Here is a 20,447-nt window from a genome sequence, read left to right as displayed (position 1 = left end):
TTACCCTCCCTGCATTATGAAGGAAACAGTTTAACAACAAGGGCCTCAATACTTATGAATGGTTTAACATTTTCTTAACGATGAGCGGATACCGCTCTTATATGCTGTCCCATTTTTACGACTATTACCTATTTACGTCATTTGAGGGATTCAAATATGCATTTTACCCAAAAGCTGTTTTTTCATCGCCAAATAATTGTATGATATTTAGATACCGTCGTACAATGACGCAAGTGGAACTGAGGGAGGTATCCTTTTATGTATCGAGTAGCAATTTGTGAGGATGAGGAAAAGCAAAGAGAGCTCGTTAGAAGCATGCTGATTGCTTTGTCGATCAAGTCCAATATCGATTTTGAAATCGAATTATTCAGCTCGGGAGAACAGCTTCTCTCTCATTACGAGCGGGAAGAAGCGCCTTTCCATATTTTAATATTGGATGTTGAAATGGGCGGGCTAAACGGGATTCAAACCGCTCGAAAAATTAGAGGGCTCCATCGCCTCGATGAGCAAATTGTCTTCCTGACAAGCTACCCGGAATATATGGTCGAAAGCTTTGACGTCATGACCTTTCAATATTTATTAAAGCCGGTAGCCCCTGCGATCCTTGAGGAAAAAATAATGAAGCTATGCCAATACTTTCAAGCGCTTCACAAAAAGTTTCTGGTCATCAAGTCGGCTTATGAAGAGGTTGTTTTAAAATATGATGACATCATTGGCATCGAGGCAGCCAAAAGCTTAAGCGTAAAGAGCAAGCTGAATTTTATAACCTCACATGGAACCTATGAAAGCAAAGGCATTCTTGCCGATTATGCTTCAGCCTTGAAGGACAGCAACTTCTTGCAAATTCATCGATCCATTATTATTAATCTGCTCCATGTGAAGAAGTTTGCGAGCGGGGTCGTTCTCATGTCTAGTGGCCTGGAGCTGCCGATCGGCCGTTCAAAAATTAAAGAAGTGAAGGATTTTTATACCAAATTTATGATCATGAGGGTCAATGAAAATGAGTCATGACAACCTGTTTATTGTATTTAGCATTGCTCTTGTGATGGGCGTCCAGATTTCTTTTTTCTTCAATTCGGTTTTTGGCAAGCCAACTAGAAAGCCTTATCGATTCCTTTATTTTATTGTTTTTATCGTGCTCAATTGTCTGTATTTACTTTTTTATATCTCTCCTGTTGTATCCTCGATTTTTGCGCTGCTTGTCATATTTAGTTTGGCTCAGTCTTATAAGGTCGAGTTAAAAGCCAAAATCATTTTCACGATCCTTTATGGCGTGCTAATGTCCATCGTTAATCTCATCTCGCTTTATATTTTTTATAAACTGGATTCCGTTGACTTCAGCAACTTTAATTCGATTAATGCTCAGGATCAGCTCGCTTATACGAAGGCTACTTTGCTCACCTGCGTCATCATGTTTGCAGTCATTCAAATGATCCGGCTAATTGCCAAACACCGAAGCTTCTCTTTGCATTACCGTTACTATTTGCTCATCATGATTATCCCTGCAATCAGCCTGTACCAGCTTAATGTGCTGACAAGCTATAGCGAAAAGAACATTCACTATTTCATATCGGTCATCGGATTTCTTTTCATCAATGTGATGATCATTTATATTTTTGATATGATTATTGAAAAATTTCAATTTATGCATGAGAATGCCCAATTGCAGCAGCAGATGGACTATCAGGATGCCAATTACGAGAAAACCGTTCATAGCTTCAAATCGATTAAGAGGATCATTCATGATACGAACCAGCAGTTTTTGTACATCGAGGAATGTATTAAACGAAATGAGCTGGCGGCAGCGATGGAGCATATTAAGACAACGTTAAACAAAGTCGAAGGCGCCTATCAGAGGGTGAATACGGGGAATCTCGTTATTGATGCGCTTGTTACGAATACGCTTACGATTGGCCAGGCGAATGGCATACGAATCGATACGAAGCTTAACCTGAACGCCCAGGAAGTTGCCATTGACCGGTATGACCTATGTGTCGTCCTAGGAAATATGCTGGATAATGCCATCGAAGCTTCTAAACAGGTGCGAATCGCTGAGGATCGCTCCATTCTCATTCACATCCATGCCAATGAATCGGCACTGTTCATCCATATCCTTAATCATATGGAAACAGAGGCCGCCTCGTTGAACAGCCAGAAGCCGAACCCAGAGTACCATGGCATTGGCTTAACCAACATTGCTAGAATATGCGACAAATATGGTGGTCATATGACGATCGAGACGAAGCCGAAACGTTTTCAAAATATGGTCATGCTGCCCTTTTGAACGAACAATCCTTAAACAATCTTGTTGTTTAGGGATTGTTTTTTTCGTTTCAGGGTCATTTGCTCCATATGCCTCTCCCTCCTAGTAAGATACATGCAGGAAGTAAAATTTGGCAATGGACTTAAGAGGAGGATTTTAAAAATGAAAAAAATGATTGCTGGATTAATGGCTGCTGCGCTGTTCATTATCCCCGTAACCCAGACGTTTGCTCAGGCGAATAAGGGGGCGGCTCTGGATACGGTTAAGGAAAAGGCAGAGCTGCTCGCCTCGGAGATTGTGTCCAATTACGGTGTCAGCGGGCTGCAATATGCGATTATGGATGAGGGGGCCGTTGCCCTATCGGATAGCGCGGGGGTAGATGATAAAGCGACCAAGTCGCCCATTACGAAGGACACGATGCTCGGAATAGGCTCGGTAAGCAAAATGTACGTTACAGCGGCAGCGATGATGCTCGCTGATGCTAAGCAAATCGATATCGATAAGCCGCTGACGACGTATATCAAGGATTTTAAAATGGCCGATGAGCGCTACAAGCAAATAACGCCGCGTATGCTCATGAATCATTCAGCAGGACTTTACGGCTCCCACTATGAAAGCAGCATGCTGTTTGGTGACAATGATACAAGCAATCATGATAAATTATTGCTCCGCTTGCAATCCGAACGGTTAAAATCAGCTCCCGGCGAATATTCGGTATATAGCAATGACGGTTTCCAGCTGCTTGAGCAGTTGGTTGAACGAGTGAGCGGTTTAAGCTATACCGAATTCATTGCGCAGCGTATAGCCAAGCCTCTGAATTTAAGCGCTACGAAAACACCACTCGACTCCTTTGATCGGACTCGGCTGGCTAAAACGTATTTTCCGACGATGAATCAGGCTATGCCCGTCGAAAACGCCAATGTCATTGGGACAGGAGGCATTTACTCAACGGCAGAGGAATTAAGTAAATTCGCTGACGTATTAATCGGCAATTATCCTGATATTTTATCCGCACAATCTGCTGAAGCGATGCAAAGCCATGAGTATAAAAAAGGCATCTGGGTTTCGGATGAGTCCAATACCTTTAACTATGGTCTTGGCTGGGATGCCGTCAGCTTGGCACCGTTTGATGATTATGGAATAACAGCCCTCTCTAAAGGCGGAGATACGATGATGTATCACGCTGCCCTGATTGCACTGCCGGAGCACCACATTTCCATCGCCGTGCTTTCCTCGGGAGGAAGCTCCCTTTACAACAGCGTTTTTGCAACCAATGTGTTGTTAGAATATTTAAAGGCAGAGGACATTATTCCAGACATTCAGCAGGGTAAAACGTTCGAGCCTTCCGTGAAAGTCGACATGCCGGCAGATCTACTTGCGTATTCCGGATTTTACGGTACAGTGGGATCAACGTTGGATATTGCGATTGAGGACGGAGAGCTTGCTTTACCCGCTTTAATGGGAGGAATTATACCTGAACAAAAATACGTATACACAGGCAATGGACAATTCAAAAACAAAGAGGGCAGCATAACGCTAAGCTTTGATGAGCAAAGCAATGGCAAAACGTATTTAAAGCTTAGCTCCTATTTGGATTTCCCGGGAATCGGCCAAACGCTCATGGTCGTTTACAGCTATCAGAAGCTGGACCCTAATCCTTTAACACCAGCAACGAAACAGGCTTGGGAAACTAGAAACGGCAAAAGCTACTACCCTTTGAATGAAAAAATCACTTCTATTTTTTATTTGTTGCAGCCCTATTTCGTGAAGAAGATAGCTGTGAATACCGAGTATGGATACGCATCAGGCACTAAAATTGTAGATGAAAATACAGCAGTCAATGCTGTTGAAATTCCGGTTACGGACGGAAGAGATGCCTTTGACCTGAATTTCTATTCGGTGAAAAATAAAGAATATTTGATGATCGACGGCTCCTCCTTTATCCGTGAAGATGCGATCGCGCCTCTTTTCAGTGGAAAATTGTCGGTTAGCACGATCCCACCCAGCGGTCATGCCGTATGGTATAAAATTGACAAGAAGTCAGCGAATAAAAAGATGACTGTGGATGTGCCAGCAGGCAGCGGCTTTGCCGTGTATGATGCAGCAGGAATGATCGTCAACTTCTCGATCGCCAGTCTTGAAAAATCGGTGACGCTGCCAAAAGACGGACTGATCGTTTTCGGTGGTAAAGCTGGGGATTCCTTTAAAATTGATTTGAAGAAGCAATAAAAAAATAAGTCCCCTCTTAGCCTTGCACTTCACATGCTCTAAGAGGGGATTTTCATCTATTAAACAGCTTATTCTATTTAAGATTGTCGCTTCTTTCTATTTCCTCCACGCTTTGCCGCTTTCCTATCCCAAACACGCATGTCATTTTTCCAGCGCTTTCTGAATTTAAACTGGCTGAATGCCAGCGCAAACCACGGTACCACTCCCGGAAGAACACTTGCACTGTAAATATACAAAAACATTTTGGAATCTGGCATAAAATAGTTCAACAAAACACCGATCAACAGCAAGCAGATGGTCATTACAATGCTGTTTCGTGGAGTTCCGCCCTTGGATACTTTGCCGAGAAATTTGGGCGCCTGACCGTTTTGAGACAACGTATACAGCATTCGTCCCGCACTATAAATCCCGCTGTTGCATCCCGACATAGCCGCTGTAAGAACGACAAAGTTGATAATACCCGCAGCGGCGACAATCCCTACCTTCGCAAAGGTCAATACAAACGGACTGCCCGTCACTTGTGATCGGACTGTTTGGATGGAGATAAAGCTCTTATATGGGGTTCAAAACCGATTAGTATTGGTTATAAATCCGGTAAAGGAATACCGCTGCTTCCGCGCGGGTTGTTAGCGCCCCGGGATTAAGCTTACGTCCAGAACCGGAGATTAAACCTTCTTCCACAAGAAGCGTGAGGCTTGATTCCGCATAGGCAGCTATATCCTCTCTGTCGCTATAAGGCTCCAGCACGGAGACATCTGCTGCTGCTTCCAGCCCTCTGAACTTCTCCAACGCCCGGGCCGTCAGTACGATCATATCCTGCCGCGAGATGCTTTCCTGCGGATGGAATTCATTGCTGCCTGTTCCTGTTGCCAAACCTAGCTGCTTGGCAATGCCCAGTGCTTCATAATAGTAGGCATCCGATTCTGCATCAGCGAAGTTTTCTTTAAACTCGGTTGTCAGCCCTAACGTCTTCACCAGCAGAACTAGGTAATCGGCCCGAGTGATGTTGGCGGCCGGCATATAGGTCTCAGCCGATGTGCCGCCAATGATCCCCTTGGAGGCCATCACCTCAATTGAGTGCCTAGCCCATTCCACTTTGCCTAAGTCTGCAAAGGTTTTGTGAACATAGGCCACTGCGTAGGAGCTAAAATGCGACGTTTCAAAGGTTACCGTTCCGCTCACCGCATCATAGCGTCCGCTTGGAACAGCGATGGCGTCGCCACTGCCATCCATATACCAAATGACGATATGCTCTGGATTTTTCAATTCTTCAGCCGTTGGTGCGTAAGGGATCGTGATTTTAACTGGCGCAGCTGGATTGTTCCACGGCGTCGTTACGCCATTCAGCGCCAATGTAAGCTCAATTAGCGGGCGGTCGCCAATCGCTTCAGCCCCTTTAGCGGACAATCCTTTCTTATCGCCAACGCCGATCGTAAGGCTTGCGATTTTCCCATTCGTTTCTGCCATGCCATGCAGCATGTTAGCTGGAATGGCTATACTGCCTACACGAGTTATGAAAATGAGTTCACCAGCGGCTTGCGCCATGGACAGTGAATCTGCTGGCACTTCGAGCGTGTAAGATTGTATAGCAGGGATATTGGGCACAGTCATAACCGTCGTCTCGCTGCCGGTGAATATCTGTTTCGCCAGCTCGCCAATGGAAATGACTGCGCGCCCTGCTGCTGTATCAACCTTGACCGGCAGTGTTGGAAGCGTCGTTCCCCCGCTTCCTGTAACGGTTACAGAGTATGCCGGTGGCACCGTACTGCCTCCACCGTTCCCGCTTCCTCCACCGTTACCATTGCCACTATTACCGCCACTACCATTGCTTGGTTGGTTTACCGTCAGTGTCACGGTATAAGTGTCCGCTGAATCTGTAAATCCATCGTTGGCTGTGAAGACCAGCGTCACAGTCCCTGCCAATGTTGGCGTGTACGTGTAATTCTCGGTTGCCGCTACTGCCGCCGTACCATCCACCGACACCTTGTACGTCAAGCCATCGCCATCTGCATCTTCAAAAATGTTAGCAAGATCAAGTGTATATGGCGTATTCACTGTCACAATTGCGGTTGCTGTCGCATCCACATCTGCTTGGCGGACAGGCACCGTGTTGACCGTCAGCTCTACCGTATAGGTGTCCACCGAATCGATTGTTCCATCGTTCGCTGTAAAGAGAAGCGTTACTTGGCCTGCTTTTGTCGGCGTGTACATATAATTTTCCGTTGCAGCAACAGCGGCTGCTCCATCTATGGATACCTTGTACGTTATTCCATCGCCGTCTGCATCTTCAAAAATAGCAGCTAGATCGAGCGTATAGGACTCGTTCAGCGTTATAACGGCATTAGACGTCGCTCCAACGCTCGACTGACGTACTGGCATCGTATTAGCTGTAAGCTCCACCGTATAGGTATCTACAGAATCTATCACTCCGTCGTTCGCCGTAAAAACAAGCGTGTATTCGCCTCCCGCTGTCGGCGTATACATGTAATTCTCTGACGCAGCTACTGCCGCCGCACCATCCACCGACACCTTGTACGTCAAGCCATCACCATCCGCATCCTCAAAAATGCTGGCAAGATTAAGTGTATACGGCGTATTCACCGTCACAATGGCTGCTGTCGTTGCAGCTACATCTGCTTGGCGGACAGGCACCGTATTAGCCGTGAGCTTCACCGTGTAGGTGTCCACCGAATCGTTCGTTCCATCGTTCGCTGTAAAAAGAAGCGTTACTTGGCCTGCTGTTGTCGGCGTGTACGTGTAATTTTCAGCCGCTGCTACCGCCGCCGAACCATCCACCGATACCTTGTACGTCAATCCATTTCCGTCGGCATCTGCAAAAATAGTGGCTAGATCGAGCGTAAACGGCGCATTTACTGTCACCGTCGCTTCGACTGTCGCATCCTTATCCGGCTGGCGGACAGGCAGCGTGTTCACCGTCAGCTCTACCGTATACGTGTCCGATGAATCGCTCATGCCATCATTAGCGGTAAAAACGAGCGTAATTTGACCTGCCGCTGCCGGCGTATACGTATAATTCTCTGCTGCTGTTACTGCCGCAGCGCCATCTATGGATACGTCGTAGGTTAATGTATCCGCGTCTGCATCTTCAAAAATAGCGGCTAGATCAAGCGTATACGCTGCATTTAACGATACAGTCGCAGTTGTCGCTGCAGCTACAGCCGCCTGTCGAACAGGCGCTTGATTCACCGCCAACTCCATCGTATACGTATCGTCCGAAATATCTTCGCCATCACTTGCCGTGAAAACAAGCGTTACTGGACCTGCCGTATTTGGCGTGTAGGAGTAGGCTGCGCTTGCTGCTACCGCTGCTGCGCCGTTCACCGCTACGTTATAGCTTAGCGGGTCGCTGTCCACATCTTCAAAGATCGTCGAGAGATCAAGCGTATAAGGCGTGTTTAGCGCTACTTTGGCAGTGTCCGCCGCATTTACATCCGCCTTGCGATTAGGCTTATTGTTAGGCGCCTCTATAACGGTCAAGTTGAAGGACTTTATCCGGGTTTGCCCTCCGGATTTGCTGATTGTAGCTGTCAAAGTAACGGCATGATCATCGTCGGTTGCCCTTGTCACTTGGCCTGTGCTTGGATTAATGAGTCCGCTCACCGATGCGCTCCATAGGATAGTTGAACCCGCAGCGCCGTTTGTCGGGAGTTGAAGATCCGCTGTCACATTATTTTCCGAGCTATTGGTTCCCTTAATCAAATCCCAGGTTAAATTCACATAATCCAAAGCTGTGGATTCTTTCGGCGTATAAGTCTGCCACTGGAGAGAAGGATAAGTGTACCCTTCCACTACTCTCCATACATTGTTGAAGTCCCAAGCGGAGTAGGTCACCTGCTGCATAAGCTCTCCGTCATTTTTAGCTGAGCCTCCGGCCGAGGTGGCAGCACTTATATAATAGTAATAGCTGTTTGTAACATTGCCGCTAGGATTGTAGCCAATCAGACCGCCAGTGGCATCCCTTCCGCCACTTGCAATACTCACGCTGTAGCTGTTGCTGACATCTCCCATATTCATTCCAATGAGACCGCCTACAAAGACCGAGTTATCGCCGCTGGCACTTCCTGTGCTGTAGCTATTGTTAATCGATCCAGCTGACTTATAACCAACCAAACCACCGACCATTCCATCTGTATCGGCGTCTGTATTGCCTGTACTGTAGCTGCCATTGATATTGCCTGCATTTCTGCCGACTAGCCCCCCGACAACCGAGCTATTTTTGCCACTGGCATTACCGGAGCCGAAGCTGTTATTAATGGTTCCGCTTGATGTATTGGAGCCAATCAGACCGCCCGCTGAAGATGCATCTCCCGTCGTTACCGTACTGCTGCTTTCGCTATCGCTAACGGTTCCCGCGTTCATGCCAACGAGACCGCCAGCATAAGCCTGAAGATGATTTGCATTTACAGAACCGCTGGCGCTGCTGCCCATGATTGATCCAGCATTCACACCGACCAGGCCGCCCGCACTAAAGATATCAGCGCCACTAGTAATGACGCTGTTGCTTGAGCTATTGATGATCGTCCCTGCGTTATTACCAACCAGACCCCCTACCGAGGTAGGATCGGTGAAAGAAAGGAGACCGCTTGCCTTGCTATCCGTAACGGTTGCACTCGATGCGGTGTAGCCGACCAAACCTCCGACATGCGCATTATTTCCTGTAGCCGTAATATTGAAATCGGCCAGCGTCATATTTTTCAGTAAAGCCCCGCTACCTAATTCTGAAAACAAGCCCACAAAGATATCCGCTGAATTCATATTCAGATTATAAATGCCAAAACCATTGCCGTCATAAATACCGCGAAAAGCCCCGAGCGGCGTCCAATTTCCAGTCAAGTGAATATCCCCTGTCTGCTGAAAATAAGCTCCTGCTCCCGGAATATTGACGTTGCTTAATTCCGCCGCGCTTGACACTTTATAGGGATTCGCAAGCGTGCCGTCTCCCCCTGAGAAATTCACCGTATCTTCGGCCGCATACACGACTTGGGGCATCCCCGTCGTCAGCAGCATGCCTGAGAGCATACTGATGACGATAAGCATAACCGCCGCTCTGTTCCATACTCTTTTATCCATTTTATGGCCTCCCGATTGCTTTTTTCTGTTTGTTAAAGAACGCGCCAAGAAATCAGCATCTTAATAGCGACGCCTTAGCGTATCCATATAATTATACTAAGATCCAATAAAAGAATAATAAAAGAATTTAGGGATAAAATGCGAAAAACCGCGGAGCACTAGGCTTTCGCGGTTTTTGTTTAATGGGGGATATTTTATTATTGGCGCTTCCCAGGCCAAATCCCCCCCATTATTTTCTTCTATAGAACTTTTCCCAATCGTAAATAATTTCTACGAGTGAAAATTTCGACTGGTATCGTTCATTTTTTTCCCATTCCCTAATTGCTTGTTTTCTTGTTTGATAAATTTAGCAGCTTGGCGTTTTGCCCAACGCGTTTCTGGAGTCGTATGATCGCTATTGACGCCCGCCATTTCCCCTGGAGCCTGCGTCCGATTGGGTTATCGCTTGAGCGGTAATGGCCTCGCATGAGGCAAGCACCAGGGAGCAGCTGAGCATAACGATAATTAAAGCAAAGCCATATCTTGTACTGCGCATCTTTAGCTCACCTCTTCCAGCTTATAATCGTTATCGGAGGAAATATTTTTTCCACCCATACTCATAAAAATCCTTAAAGCCCATGTAGGATAACACAATCAGCAATGGATACACGGGGTAGATATATCGGGACTTGATTTCCCATAACAAATAAAACCCGATGAATCCTAAAATGACGAGAATTAAAGAGGTTTCTTCGAATCGCTTGCCTTTAATTCCACCAAGCAATCGGATGAAAATCCCGACATACATTAGAAAGCTCATCACATACAGCATCCAAAGCAGCGCCGTTCTATAATTTGAATCAGCTTTAAACAAGTCCGTCGCCCATGTCGTATAGCTGTAGCGCTCCAGATTAAAGCTCCTTCTCCCTCCTGTATCGGACGAGCCATCGTTGCCCATGCCGTACCGCTCCATCTGGTACGTTCCTTCCGTCCACGTCCAGACGATCTTTTTAAAATACATTTCTGTTAAATCGCCTATACTCGCCTCGGAAAGCTTATTGCTAATCGACTCCTTAAACAGCACTACACTGTCCGCCTTATTATAGCCCGCGTCTCTTTGATAAATATTGTAGCTTTGCCGGCTGTCCCAAAACCCAAACGTGTTTTTGTTGATGCCCATATTCAGCCACATGTAGACAGGCGCAGAATTTTCAATGACCGATTCATTTACGACATTCGTCGCCTGCAATACCGCATTTTGCGTCCAAGCTGGAACATTAAACAGCGCCGCCATTAGGAGCATCGAGGCGATAGCCTTCTTCACTCCGATTTTCCTTATGTTGAAAATAAGGCTAAGCAGCACAGCGATCAGAAAAATAACGCCGATGCTTCTGAAATAGTTGCCAATGGCCAGCAAAATGGCAGCGAGGATGATCGTCTTAATCGATCTGGTTCGGATAAACCTCACAGAGAAATACAAAGCGCTGGTCAGAAAAGCGGTAGCGATCACATCGTTATAAATAAAATTGCTCATAAACAGTGCCGGAATATAGGTCGCGCCAAACACTAGAACGCCATAGTCATTTTCCTTGTACTTGGCATTCAGCTCTCTATAGAGCAAGTAAATCATTAGTGTAGTAACGAGCGTAAACATAATGTTAAAGATTTTGATGACCAAATAATTATCTGGAAATAGCTGCAGCAGTGTTTTTAAGTATAGGACGATGGAAAAGTTAAACGGAAACATATACAGATATCCGCCGGTCTGAAAGGTGGAATAATCCTTTTGATACAGCATATTCATCGCCAGAGAAAGCACCGTCTCGGAATCATCCGTAGGCAGGCGGGGAAACAGGAAAATGATCGCGATTTGGAGCGCACACGAAAGCAGCAGCGTGGCAGGAATAACGATTTTCCAGCTGTAATTGTTCAGCTTCAAGCAAAGCTTGTATAGAAAGATGCTTAAGGCGAGGACTGTCCCGATGATCAAAATAAATAAAACCAGCTGCTGCTTTCCCAAGTGTGGCGTATCGCCGTATTCGTAAAAATGATATTCCGCCCTCACAAAAAACGACGACGCGATAAAAAGTCCGATAAAACAAGCAAGCATCACATACAATATTTTTTGAATGCCCTTAACCATGGACAACCTCCTTTACAGCATGAATATAGAAGCATTATAAGTCCCTAATCTGAAAATCTCATGAATAGACAAAATAAAGACGCTCCAGGGGCAAGCTCCCGGGGCGTCTTGTTTGGCAGGTGTATGGAATTTGATTTGTGTTTCGAATTCGAATAATCGTTATTAATAAACTTCATAGATGAGCTCGCTTTCCATTTCAAGCTTATGATTAAAAGCCGCGTAAATGTATAGCTGCCCCGCTGGACTGTCGCCAGCATCGTAGCCTAAACGAAAAGTGCGGTCTCCGGCAAACTCCAGCCCGGACAAAACGAGCTCATTCACATCCTCATCAGGATGCATGCCGGCAATCAAACCCAGCGTGCTATCACATAGCTCCTCTAAATGCTCCCACGCTTTTTTTATAATGGGCGACAGCCGTTTCATGTCCGCTTTGGTGGCGACAGCCACACTTATGGCAAGCTCTTTCTCCTTATATAGAAGCGTGGTGGAATAGGATGTAAGCGAGACGTCGTATACGAAGGTTCCAACTCCTTTGATCGTGTGATCGGGCTCGACAATGAGATTGCTCGAATAATCCAGCCGCGCAAGCTTTGGATTATGGCTCGTATCCAGCTTCGAGATTTTATTTTCCGAGCAATAAAGCTCGGCTAAAAGCGCATTATGGCTAATATCCAAGTCTTTAATATGATTATTGAAGCATCTTAAGCTTTGCAGCGCTGGATTGTGGGTTACATCCAATTCCGTAAGATGATTGTTGTTGCAGCGAATTTCAAGCAGGCTCGGACAGTCCTTTACGTTCAAGCTTATTAAATAATTGTTTCCGCAATCAAGGCGTGAAAGCTGTATATTTTGATCCAAATTTATATTAAAAAGGGCATTGTAGCCGCAGTTTAGCTCCTCTAGCTTCGTGTTCTGATTGATTTGCAATTCCGAGAGGATATTCCAATAACAGTCCAGCTTGACGAGCATGGCGTTGCGGCTAATATCCAGCTCCCGAATTCGGTTGAACCCGCAATCCAGAACTTCCAGCTTCCTATTGCTCGTCAAATTCAAGGCATGAATCTCATTTTTGTTGCAGTTAAGCTTTCTCAGATTTAGATTGCTGCTGATATCTAGCTCCATCAGGTTATTGTATGAGCAATCCAGCTCTTCAAGAGACGTAAAATGTTCAATGCCCTTCAGACTTGAATATGTTTGGCTTGCGAGCTGCAGCGATACGATTTGCTCCACATCGCTCGTCTGAATCCATTCGCGATTTTCACAATAATTTTCTAAAATATATGTTTTGAATCGTTCATCTATAAAATCTTCTGTAATATTCATAGCGCTCCTCCTTGAGGCAAAATCCTAATGAATGTAGTCGATTAGTGGCTGCCAAAACTCCAATAGACAGACTAAATCTATCATAGCATAAATTTGGATATTTCCATTCCCAAAACTCGACAAAACCCGTCATTTGCTCCTTCTTCTCTACCATTTACAACGGTATTTTAATAGGATATATTGGAATGGTTAGAAATGTTAGCGCTAACATTAAGTGAGAGGGGATTGATGCGGACCGCTTCGAAAGGCTTAGTTTGTATCTAACTTAAGCTTTAAAATAATCCTTTTTTGAGAGGACGGACCTTTTATGAAAAAACTAAGCGCAAAATTATTCGTACTTGTTTTGGCAATGTCTCTTATGTTCAGCATGACGGCATCGGCCAGTGCTAATGTCGTAGCCTATGGAATGACCTATTCCGATACGCTCACAGCTGGGCAAACCTCTGCCTATTTTCTTTCTAATGCTAAAACATCTGGTACAAGCGTTAAGGTAACAGCATCGACAGCAAATGCCATTCAACTGCATTACTACTGGACCTACAACAATACAACATTGGACCTTGGCACATACGTCGTAAACAGCACAAATTACAATGGTGGTGCGGCTTACTACAGCCCTGGCACTTTGACTACAGTAGTAGAGCGCGTTCCAGGATCGACGACTCCTTTACCTTCCGTATCTTACTCCATTACTTTCAATTAATCGCATAAGTTAATAATCCATTTTTTGAGAGGACGGACCATTTATGAAAAAACGAAGCGCAAAATTATTCGTACTTGTTTTGGCAATGTCTCTTATGTTCAGCATGACGGCATCGGCCAACCCTACTATCATAGCCTATGGAATTACCAATTCCTATACGCTCACAGCTGGTCAAAGCTATACCTACATTCTCCCTAATGCTAAAACATCTGGATCAAGCGTTAAGGTAACGGCAACGGCAGCAAATGCCATTCAACTGCATTACTACTGGAGCTACAACAATACAACACAGGACCTTGGCACATCCATCGTAAACAGCACAAATTACAATGGCGGCTCGGGCTACTACAGCCCTGGCACTCTCATTACAGTAGTAGAGCGCGTTCCAGGATCGACGACTGCTTATCCTTCCGTATATTACTCTATTACTTTCAACTAATCGCACAAGTTAGCCATCCATTTTGGGAGAGGACGGACTATTTATGAAAAAACGGAGCACAAAACTATTTGTTCTCGTTTTGGCAATGTCTCTTATGTTCAGCATGACGGCAGCGGCTAATCCTGCTATCGTCGGCTACGGCGGTCTCTATTATAATACCCTTGCTGCTACTCAATCCTATGCCTACATCCTCCCTAATGCTAAAACTACAGGTACAAGTGTCACCGTCACTACAGCCGTTCCTAATGCACTTCAACTGCATTACTACTGGAGCTACAACAATACGACGCTCGATCTAGGAACGACCATCGTTAACAGCACCTATTACAACAGCGGTTCGGCCTACTATAACCCTGGCACTCTAATCACAGTAGTAGAGCGCGTTCCAGGATCGACAACAGCCTATCCGTCCGTATCCTATAGCATTACCTTCAAATAATAGGATTGGACATCGTCATCATTTCTAATTATGCTTGACTTTGTCATTGTAAAATATGGAGTCATACAAATGAACAAGAACACGCGGATACCATTGGGTACCTGCGTGTTCTTGTTTCCCACTCCATGTTCTCTAAATACCATTGTAAATAGAGCTATATCAAACCTCTCCTTTTTTAAGGTGTTGCTCGTATCCTCTGGACTCAAGTCTATCATTTAGGCTCTAAATGATTTCCCCCTTCCAATCAACAACGATTAATCGCTCCTTCTTGTGAAAACACCATTCAATAATTGTCTTTACTAATTCTGGTGTGATAATCGTATCCTCCCAGATTGGAGTCTGTACCCTCATCCAGCCTTGCCAACCGGATCTATCTAATCCTTCAAATTCCCGTCCCTTAATAACGATGTGGGGTGTTTTGGGATTCTTGGACTGACCGACTTCATATGAAACGATCCACTTTTTATCATCTGAAACGATATTTAGCTTTATTTGCCCACAATCGTCATAGTCCGGCTGGACATACCAATAAAATAATCTGGCGTTACATACAATCTTTCTTCTACCTTTTTTATTAATGCCCATTAATCACGCTCCTGTTATTCATGATTTGCTCATAAAGACCTTGCTTCATAGAATACCTCTGATTATTTATAATGAATCTCTTAAGTACTTTTCTTCACCTTTTCAATATGCTCTGCCCTACTATTTAAATCGGTAATGTTTAACCTTCTTACTTTCTCGTAGATAGTTTGTACGCTTTCCTTCGTCACATTCGCTGTCGGATTCTCGGCTTTTAGTCGATTTAATTTCCGGTTAATAAACTCAGATAATTCCACATCATATACAATCAGCTCGTCAGAATGAATTTTGCGCAGCTCGGGATCAATGCTGAATCGACATCTCATGGTAAAAGAAATCACTGAAATATATCTCAATGTTCCATATTCCTCTAAATGCGATTCCAATGCTTTCATATGCCCGTAGTTTTGTCTAAGAGGATTATACATTTTGAAACGATTGCTCACGCTCCAGTGCGTATCATTCCGCCCGCCCTTAATCTCCCCGTTATAGTTTTTCGTTTCAATGACGAATAGTCCATAGGGAGAAATAACGAGATGATCCACCTGGGAATAACCTGAGCGTGACTTAGGATTAGAGATTAGCAAATCACTTAAATACTTGCAGTCTTTTGGCAACTGATCCAATTGAATATTTATTTTATGCTCGCCTAATTCGCCAATACGAGTCGCTTCTATCTTTTTTCGCTGCGGTGGTTTAGACGATTTTCTAGGTACAACGGGCTTTTCAGACGACTTCTTTTTAAAAAAAGCCAAAAACTTATTTAACATTGTACAGCTCCTCTTATATATGACTCTCGGAAATTGACTTTAGGCTTTAAATCATCGATATCCAAGATATGTACATCACTTTATTTCGAAGCGCTAATCCCATTTTTAAAATTCCATTTATATGTATTATATCATCTTGCCTATACAAAGTTTTGTTTGCCTCCTTATACTGTGAGAGATTCTCAATAAGAAAACTGGAGAACGCCTAGAGTGACTCGTAATGTCCATGGAAGCGGTCTAAGCTTTTTAGCGAGTTCAGATGCAAGCTTGTATTAGGAGCAAAAAAAGAGAGGCTCGATACCCCTCTTTACGATTTACTTCAATACATCCCTATTTTATTGTCCTGCTCCACTAGCTGCGCCCTAATTGATTAACCTCTGCTCGGCACAACATCTGAAGTCATCCTCGATTCCCGGCTGGAATCTGTTTTCCCAGCTTCCTGCATTACAAGTAATCCAATTAACAAGGACACAACGCCGATAATGATCAGCAGCGCCCCCAATTCCTGACCGTAGGCTGTTAGCTCCCCCTCGCGAAAAGCCATCCCGCGGATGAGGCGGTTAAGCCAGTTCAAAGGCAATGCCCATGCGAAAATTTGAAAAGGCTCTGGAAACGCAAGCGGAGTCAGCTGAATTCCCGTAGCAAGAAACGATGGATACAACACCAAGCTGGTTCGTAAACTGATTTTGGACTGGTCTTTGGCAGAATAGCCAATCAACATTCCCACGAGTGACAAAGCAAAGGCATAAACAAGCAAGGGGATGATAAAAACATAGGGCTCCGCTTCAAACCGCATGGCCCCCACCTGTTTTAATAATCCATAGCACAGGAGCAGGGATAGGGAGCTCAGAACAGCGTAAGGTACACTGCGCATCCACAGCTGCAAAGGCGACTTTCCGTTGGCGAAGAGCTTTCCCTCCTGACGCAGGCGAGGTACAATCGAGCCAGCAGCACTTGTTGTAATCATTAAAACGACTATATTTACAAAGCCAAGCACCATAAAGCCGACATAGCTTGTGGTCGGATTAAACAGCATACGCTGCTGAAGGGACAACGGTGAGACGAGCCCTTTGGACGTTTCGGCATCCATCCCTTTTTGCAGCAGACGGGTCATGGAAACGGTCGTATTTTCCGTTACGATGACTTCCTGAATCGCGGTTCGGATGCCCGTTAGCCCGGAGGGCATCGTATTATCCATTAAAATGCCGATATTCGTTGATATTCCCTGCAGCTGATGCTGCTCCAACTGTTTGGGAAGCATGATGACCGCTACAGCCTGCTCATTAGCCAGCAATGCTTCTGGGGCCATACGGCTGGCGTACACGTTAGTGACTTTCATGTATGGGGAAGCATTTATTTTGGAAATGATCTGCCGGGAATATGCACTGTGATCCTCATCAATGACGACAATAGGCGATTCACTGATCTGGTTCTGCGAAAACATTAATCCAAAAAAGATGGCCGCAATTATCGGACCGATAAAGATCATGCGAGCATACTTGCTGCCCGCTACGTGCTTCCACTCGTCAATCAGCGAATTCATCAAGTCTCACCTCCGCGGTCATGCCCGGAAGCAAATCAGCATTTGATTCCATAGCTATTCGAACAAGGAACATGCTTAAATCAGCTTGCCCTTTCTCACGACTCATACGCAGGTTGGCAAATTGAGGCGCAGCTGCAATGGAAGCTACAACACCATCGATCTGAACTTGACGCTCCACATATGGAAAATGAACCTCTACCCTTTTATTGACCTCAAGCTTATCCATTTCACTTTCCTGAATGTATAGATCTGTATAGAAGGTATTCTTTTGCAAAATCGCAACTGGCATGCCTTGTGCCAGCTGTTCCCCCGGCTTTACAGCGACTCTGCTGATCAATCCGTCATCCGGCGCAAGCACATCGATTTCCCCTTCGCCAGCTGATTTAACCTTAAAGAGCACATCTCCCTGTTTTACGGAATCGCCTACAGTTGCATTAACCTTTACAATCATCCCTGGACTCTTGTCATAGAATAGGGTCGTTTGCTCCGCCTCAAGCACACCTTGCTTCCTGCTCTCAGCCTGACTGACAGCATCCTTTCCTTTCATCGCAAGAAGCGAACCTCCCACGATAAGCACCATCGCAATCCCGATATAAAAACCTGCTTTTATTTTCATTGTTGTATCTCTCCCATTTCAATTGTCGATATGCGGTTAAATCTGCTGCTCTTTTTTCCTCATCCACATTTTTGTGACCGCGTTTTCGGCAGCCTCCATAATCACTTCTCCCAATGTAGGATGGGGGTGAATCGTCATAGCCAAGTCTTCCACGGCTGCCCCCATCTCGATCGCAAGGGCAAGCTCCGATATAAGGGTGGATGCCTCCACTCCAACGATTTGCGCACCAATGACGATTCCTGAAATCGGGTCCGCCACCACTTTGACGAAACCTTCCGTTTCCTTCAATGCCAATGCTCTTCCGTTGATTGCGAAAGGGGCTTTACCGACAACAATCGGGATGGCTTTTGCCTTTGCCTCCGTTTCACTTAAGCCCACACTAGCCAGCTCTGGATTGGAAAAGACGACGAGCGGAATCGCTTTATAATCGACCTCGGAGGCATAGCCTGCAATCGCTTCGGCCGCAACTTTCGCTTCATAGGAAGCCTTGTGTGCGAGCGCCGGACCAGCCGTAATATCTCCAATTGCAAAAATATGCGGGATAGCCGTTCTGCACTGTTTATCCGTACTGATCAGTCCTCTGCTTGTCACTGGCAGGCCGATGCGATTCAGCCCTAACTCGCCGTCTGTATTTGGTTTTCTGCCGACAGTGACTAATGCATATTCCGCTGTAACCTGATGCTGCTCTTGATTTTTAGAATAATGAAGCGTAATGCTCGCGGAATTCTGTACCATTTTCCCCGCCGTCGCACCCGTTACGATATTTATCCCATCAGCCTTCAACTGCTTGACAACAGGGGCAGCAAGCTCCGCCTCGAATCCCGGCAGCACTTGTTCTCCTCCCTCCAAAATCGTCACCTTTGTGCCAAATTTGGCATACATCTGCCCAAGCTCAATCCCGATATATCCACCGCCGATGACCACTAAGCTAGCAGGAACCTCTGGGAGTGAAAGAGCCTCTGTGGAAGACAGCATACGCCCGCCGAACGGAAAGGCTTGCAGCTCAATCGGACGAGACCCCGTTGCCAGTATGGCGTACTTGAAAGAGATGAGCTGCTCCTGTCCAGCTTGTTTGATAAGTGCTGTATGTTCATCAACGAAACGAGCTTCCCCCTCCAAAATGCTCACATCGGCAGTCTTTAATAGATAACTAACTCCGCCTGCCTGCTTGTTCACAATTCCCTGCTTGAAAAGCTGAGCATTCTTAAATGACGCTGCCGCATCTGCATGATAGAACTCTTGGAGCAAATCATGGCGATGTGATTCTGCGATCAACGCTTTGGATGGAATGCAGCCAACATGCGTGCATACTCCCCCAAGCTGACTGCGTTCAACAATTGCCGTCTTCATTCCAAGCTGTGAACAGCGCAGCGCCGCCACATAACCTCCCGGACCTGATCCAATGACTAACGTTTCTACCGATTCAAGCTTACTCATATCGTGATACCTCCTATTGAAGTTGCCTCTCTAAATATGATGATCGTAATATATTATAATCATCATATTTTAAAAACGTCAACAGCCGCGTTTAGCCTTTTTGGAGCTAACCGCTAGCTTATCGCTAAATTGACAGGCTTAATTATGACGATTATAATATTTTAAAGGATGGCATGATGAAGTTAATGATGATGTTATGGGGTGATTACAATGCCGTATCCCAAAGGCCATAAGCTTAAAGTAAGGAATAAGATCGTTGAAAGTGCTGCCCAGGCTTTTCGCACCAATGGTATCCACGATGTAAGTGTTCCGTTCATTATGAAGGGGGCCGGATTGACCCATGGAGGGTTTTATTCGCATTTTGACAATAAAGAGCAGCTGGTCGCCGAAGCGTGCCAGTATGCCATTAGCGATACGATCGCACTGCTGCAGAACATCGCTGATCAGGAGCTTCAAAATCCCAAAATCAATACGGTCATTGATTATTATTTAAGTCCGTACCATCGCGACAAAACGGAGATGGGCTGCATTCTTCCTGCCCTTTCCAGCGAAATATCCCGTTCCTCCGAAGAGGTTCGGCAAGTATTCACCATTGAATTGGAGCGGATGATTGCTTTTATCTCCAATCTGGCGGAAATCGACCTAACCAAAGGCAGCGCCCTGCTGAGCACTATGGTCGGCTCCCTTGCTCTTGCACGTTCTGTTCACAATCCTGAAATGAGCGACAGCCTTCTCTCGGCAGGCAAACAGTATGCCAAAGCGTTGGTTATGGCCTAGACTTGTCCAAGCTGCTAAGCACAAAAAAAACACGCCCATAAATGGCGTGTTTTTTTGTTCAAGTAGTTGCTCCCGGCATTGAGGCGCACGGAAGCACTTAGACTCCAATTGGG

At 45.5% G+C, this 20,447-nt stretch carries 16 protein-coding genes and 1 pseudogene; 7 read left to right on the top strand and 10 right to left on the bottom strand.

Translation table 11 applies throughout. The features are described 5' to 3' along the window. The first annotated feature begins 258 nt into the window (after positions 1 to 258). The 3 genes from ASF12_RS12095 (at position 259) to ASF12_RS12085 (ending at position 4,492) form a co-directional block, all read left to right on the top strand. Positions 259 to 1,011 (top strand): LytR/AlgR family response regulator transcription factor, encoded by a 753-nt coding sequence (locus ASF12_RS12095; protein ID WP_056034603.1) that lies wholly within the window; start codon positions 259 to 261, stop codon positions 1,009 to 1,011. Beyond that, the gene (locus tag ASF12_RS12090; protein WP_056034601.1) at positions 1,001 to 2,284 is read left to right on the top strand and encodes an ATP-binding protein; all 1,284 of its coding nucleotides are present in this window, start codon (positions 1,001 to 1,003) and stop codon (positions 2,282 to 2,284) included. The genes ASF12_RS12095 and ASF12_RS12090 overlap by 11 nt, the downstream gene beginning before the upstream one ends. Positions 2,285 to 2,425: 141 nt before the next feature. After that, on the top strand, positions 2,426 to 4,492 hold the full coding sequence (locus ASF12_RS12085; protein ID WP_056034597.1) for a serine hydrolase domain-containing protein: 2,067 nt from the start codon (positions 2,426 to 2,428) through the stop codon (positions 4,490 to 4,492). Positions 4,493 to 4,629: 137 nt separating this feature from the next. Here ASF12_RS12085 and ASF12_RS12080 read toward each other — a convergent pair. From ASF12_RS12080 to ASF12_RS12065, 5 genes and pseudogenes are all read right to left on the bottom strand, one after another. Next, positions 4,630 to 5,037, bottom strand: a pseudogene (locus ASF12_RS12080) (amino acid permease); the annotation flags it as partial. Positions 5,038 to 5,065: 28 nt separating this feature from the next. Beyond that, positions 5,066 to 9,583 (bottom strand): Ig-like domain-containing protein, encoded by a 4,518-nt coding sequence (locus ASF12_RS12075; RefSeq protein ID WP_056034590.1) that lies wholly within the window; start codon positions 9,581 to 9,583, stop codon positions 5,066 to 5,068. A 394-nt stretch (positions 9,584 to 9,977) separates the two neighbouring features. After that, a complete protein-coding gene (locus ASF12_RS34450) occupies positions 9,978 to 10,118 on the bottom strand; it encodes a hypothetical protein (protein ID WP_155973113.1) in 141 nt (46 codons plus the stop codon). Between the two features lie 30 nt (positions 10,119 to 10,148). After that, positions 10,149 to 11,705, bottom strand: a complete 1,557-nt coding sequence (locus ASF12_RS12070) for a glycosyltransferase family 39 protein (RefSeq protein WP_056034587.1) — start codon at positions 11,703 to 11,705, stop codon at positions 10,149 to 10,151. A gap of 162 nt (positions 11,706 to 11,867) precedes the next feature. Continuing rightward, positions 11,868 to 13,028 carry a leucine-rich repeat domain-containing protein gene (locus ASF12_RS12065; RefSeq protein ID WP_056034584.1) on the bottom strand — a complete coding sequence of 387 codons (1,161 nt, stop codon included), beginning with the start codon at positions 13,026 to 13,028 and terminating at the stop codon, positions 11,868 to 11,870. A 307-nt stretch (positions 13,029 to 13,335) separates the two neighbouring features. On the opposite strand from ASF12_RS12065, the gene ASF12_RS12060 reads away from it, so the two are divergent. The 3 genes from ASF12_RS12060 to ASF12_RS12050 are packed head-to-tail and all read left to right on the top strand — an operon-like array spanning position 13,336 to position 14,609. Next, a complete protein-coding gene (locus ASF12_RS12060) occupies positions 13,336 to 13,731 on the top strand; it encodes a hypothetical protein (RefSeq protein ID WP_056034581.1) in 396 nt (131 codons plus the stop codon). A 43-nt stretch (positions 13,732 to 13,774) separates the two neighbouring features. Then, complete coding sequence (locus ASF12_RS12055; protein ID WP_056034578.1) at positions 13,775 to 14,170, top strand: hypothetical protein; 396 nt, start codon at positions 13,775 to 13,777, stop codon at positions 14,168 to 14,170. A 43-nt stretch (positions 14,171 to 14,213) separates the two neighbouring features. Then, positions 14,214 to 14,609, top strand: coding sequence for a hypothetical protein (locus ASF12_RS12050; protein WP_056034575.1), 396 nt, complete (start codon positions 14,214 to 14,216; stop codon positions 14,607 to 14,609). 222 nt (positions 14,610 to 14,831) lie between these two features. On the opposite strand, the gene ASF12_RS12040 is transcribed toward ASF12_RS12050, so the two are convergent. From ASF12_RS12040 to lpdA, 5 genes are all read right to left on the bottom strand, one after another. After that, complete coding sequence (locus ASF12_RS12040; protein WP_056034568.1) at positions 14,832 to 15,194, bottom strand: hypothetical protein; 363 nt, start codon at positions 15,192 to 15,194, stop codon at positions 14,832 to 14,834. A gap of 80 nt (positions 15,195 to 15,274) precedes the next feature. Continuing rightward, entirely contained in the window at positions 15,275 to 15,961 is a 687-nt protein-coding gene (locus ASF12_RS12035; RefSeq protein ID WP_056034565.1) for a nuclease-related domain-containing protein, read from the bottom strand. Between the two features lie 370 nt (positions 15,962 to 16,331). Further along, positions 16,332 to 17,504 (bottom strand): ABC transporter permease, encoded by a 1,173-nt coding sequence (locus ASF12_RS12030; protein ID WP_056034563.1) that lies wholly within the window; start codon positions 17,502 to 17,504, stop codon positions 16,332 to 16,334. Further along, the gene (locus ASF12_RS12025) at positions 17,488 to 18,120 is read right to left on the bottom strand and encodes an HlyD family efflux transporter periplasmic adaptor subunit (protein WP_056034559.1); all 633 of its coding nucleotides are present in this window, start codon (positions 18,118 to 18,120) and stop codon (positions 17,488 to 17,490) included. The genes ASF12_RS12030 and ASF12_RS12025 overlap by 17 nt, the downstream gene beginning before the upstream one ends. Positions 18,121 to 18,156: 36 nt before the next feature. After that, entirely contained in the window at positions 18,157 to 19,557 is a 1,401-nt protein-coding gene (gene lpdA, locus ASF12_RS12020) for a dihydrolipoyl dehydrogenase (RefSeq protein WP_056034557.1), read from the bottom strand. Between the two features lie 210 nt (positions 19,558 to 19,767). Between lpdA and ASF12_RS12015 the strand changes: the two genes are divergently transcribed. After that, the gene (locus ASF12_RS12015) at positions 19,768 to 20,334 is read left to right on the top strand and encodes a TetR/AcrR family transcriptional regulator (protein ID WP_056034553.1); all 567 of its coding nucleotides are present in this window, start codon (positions 19,768 to 19,770) and stop codon (positions 20,332 to 20,334) included. The last annotated feature ends 113 nt before the right edge of the window (positions 20,335 to 20,447 follow it).

This window comes from Paenibacillus sp. Leaf72, assembly GCF_001422685.1.
GTDB lineage: Bacteria > Bacillota > Bacilli > Paenibacillales > Paenibacillaceae > Pristimantibacillus.
Note: the sequence above shows the minus strand (reverse complement) of the source record. Positions and strands in the feature narration are given on the sequence as shown.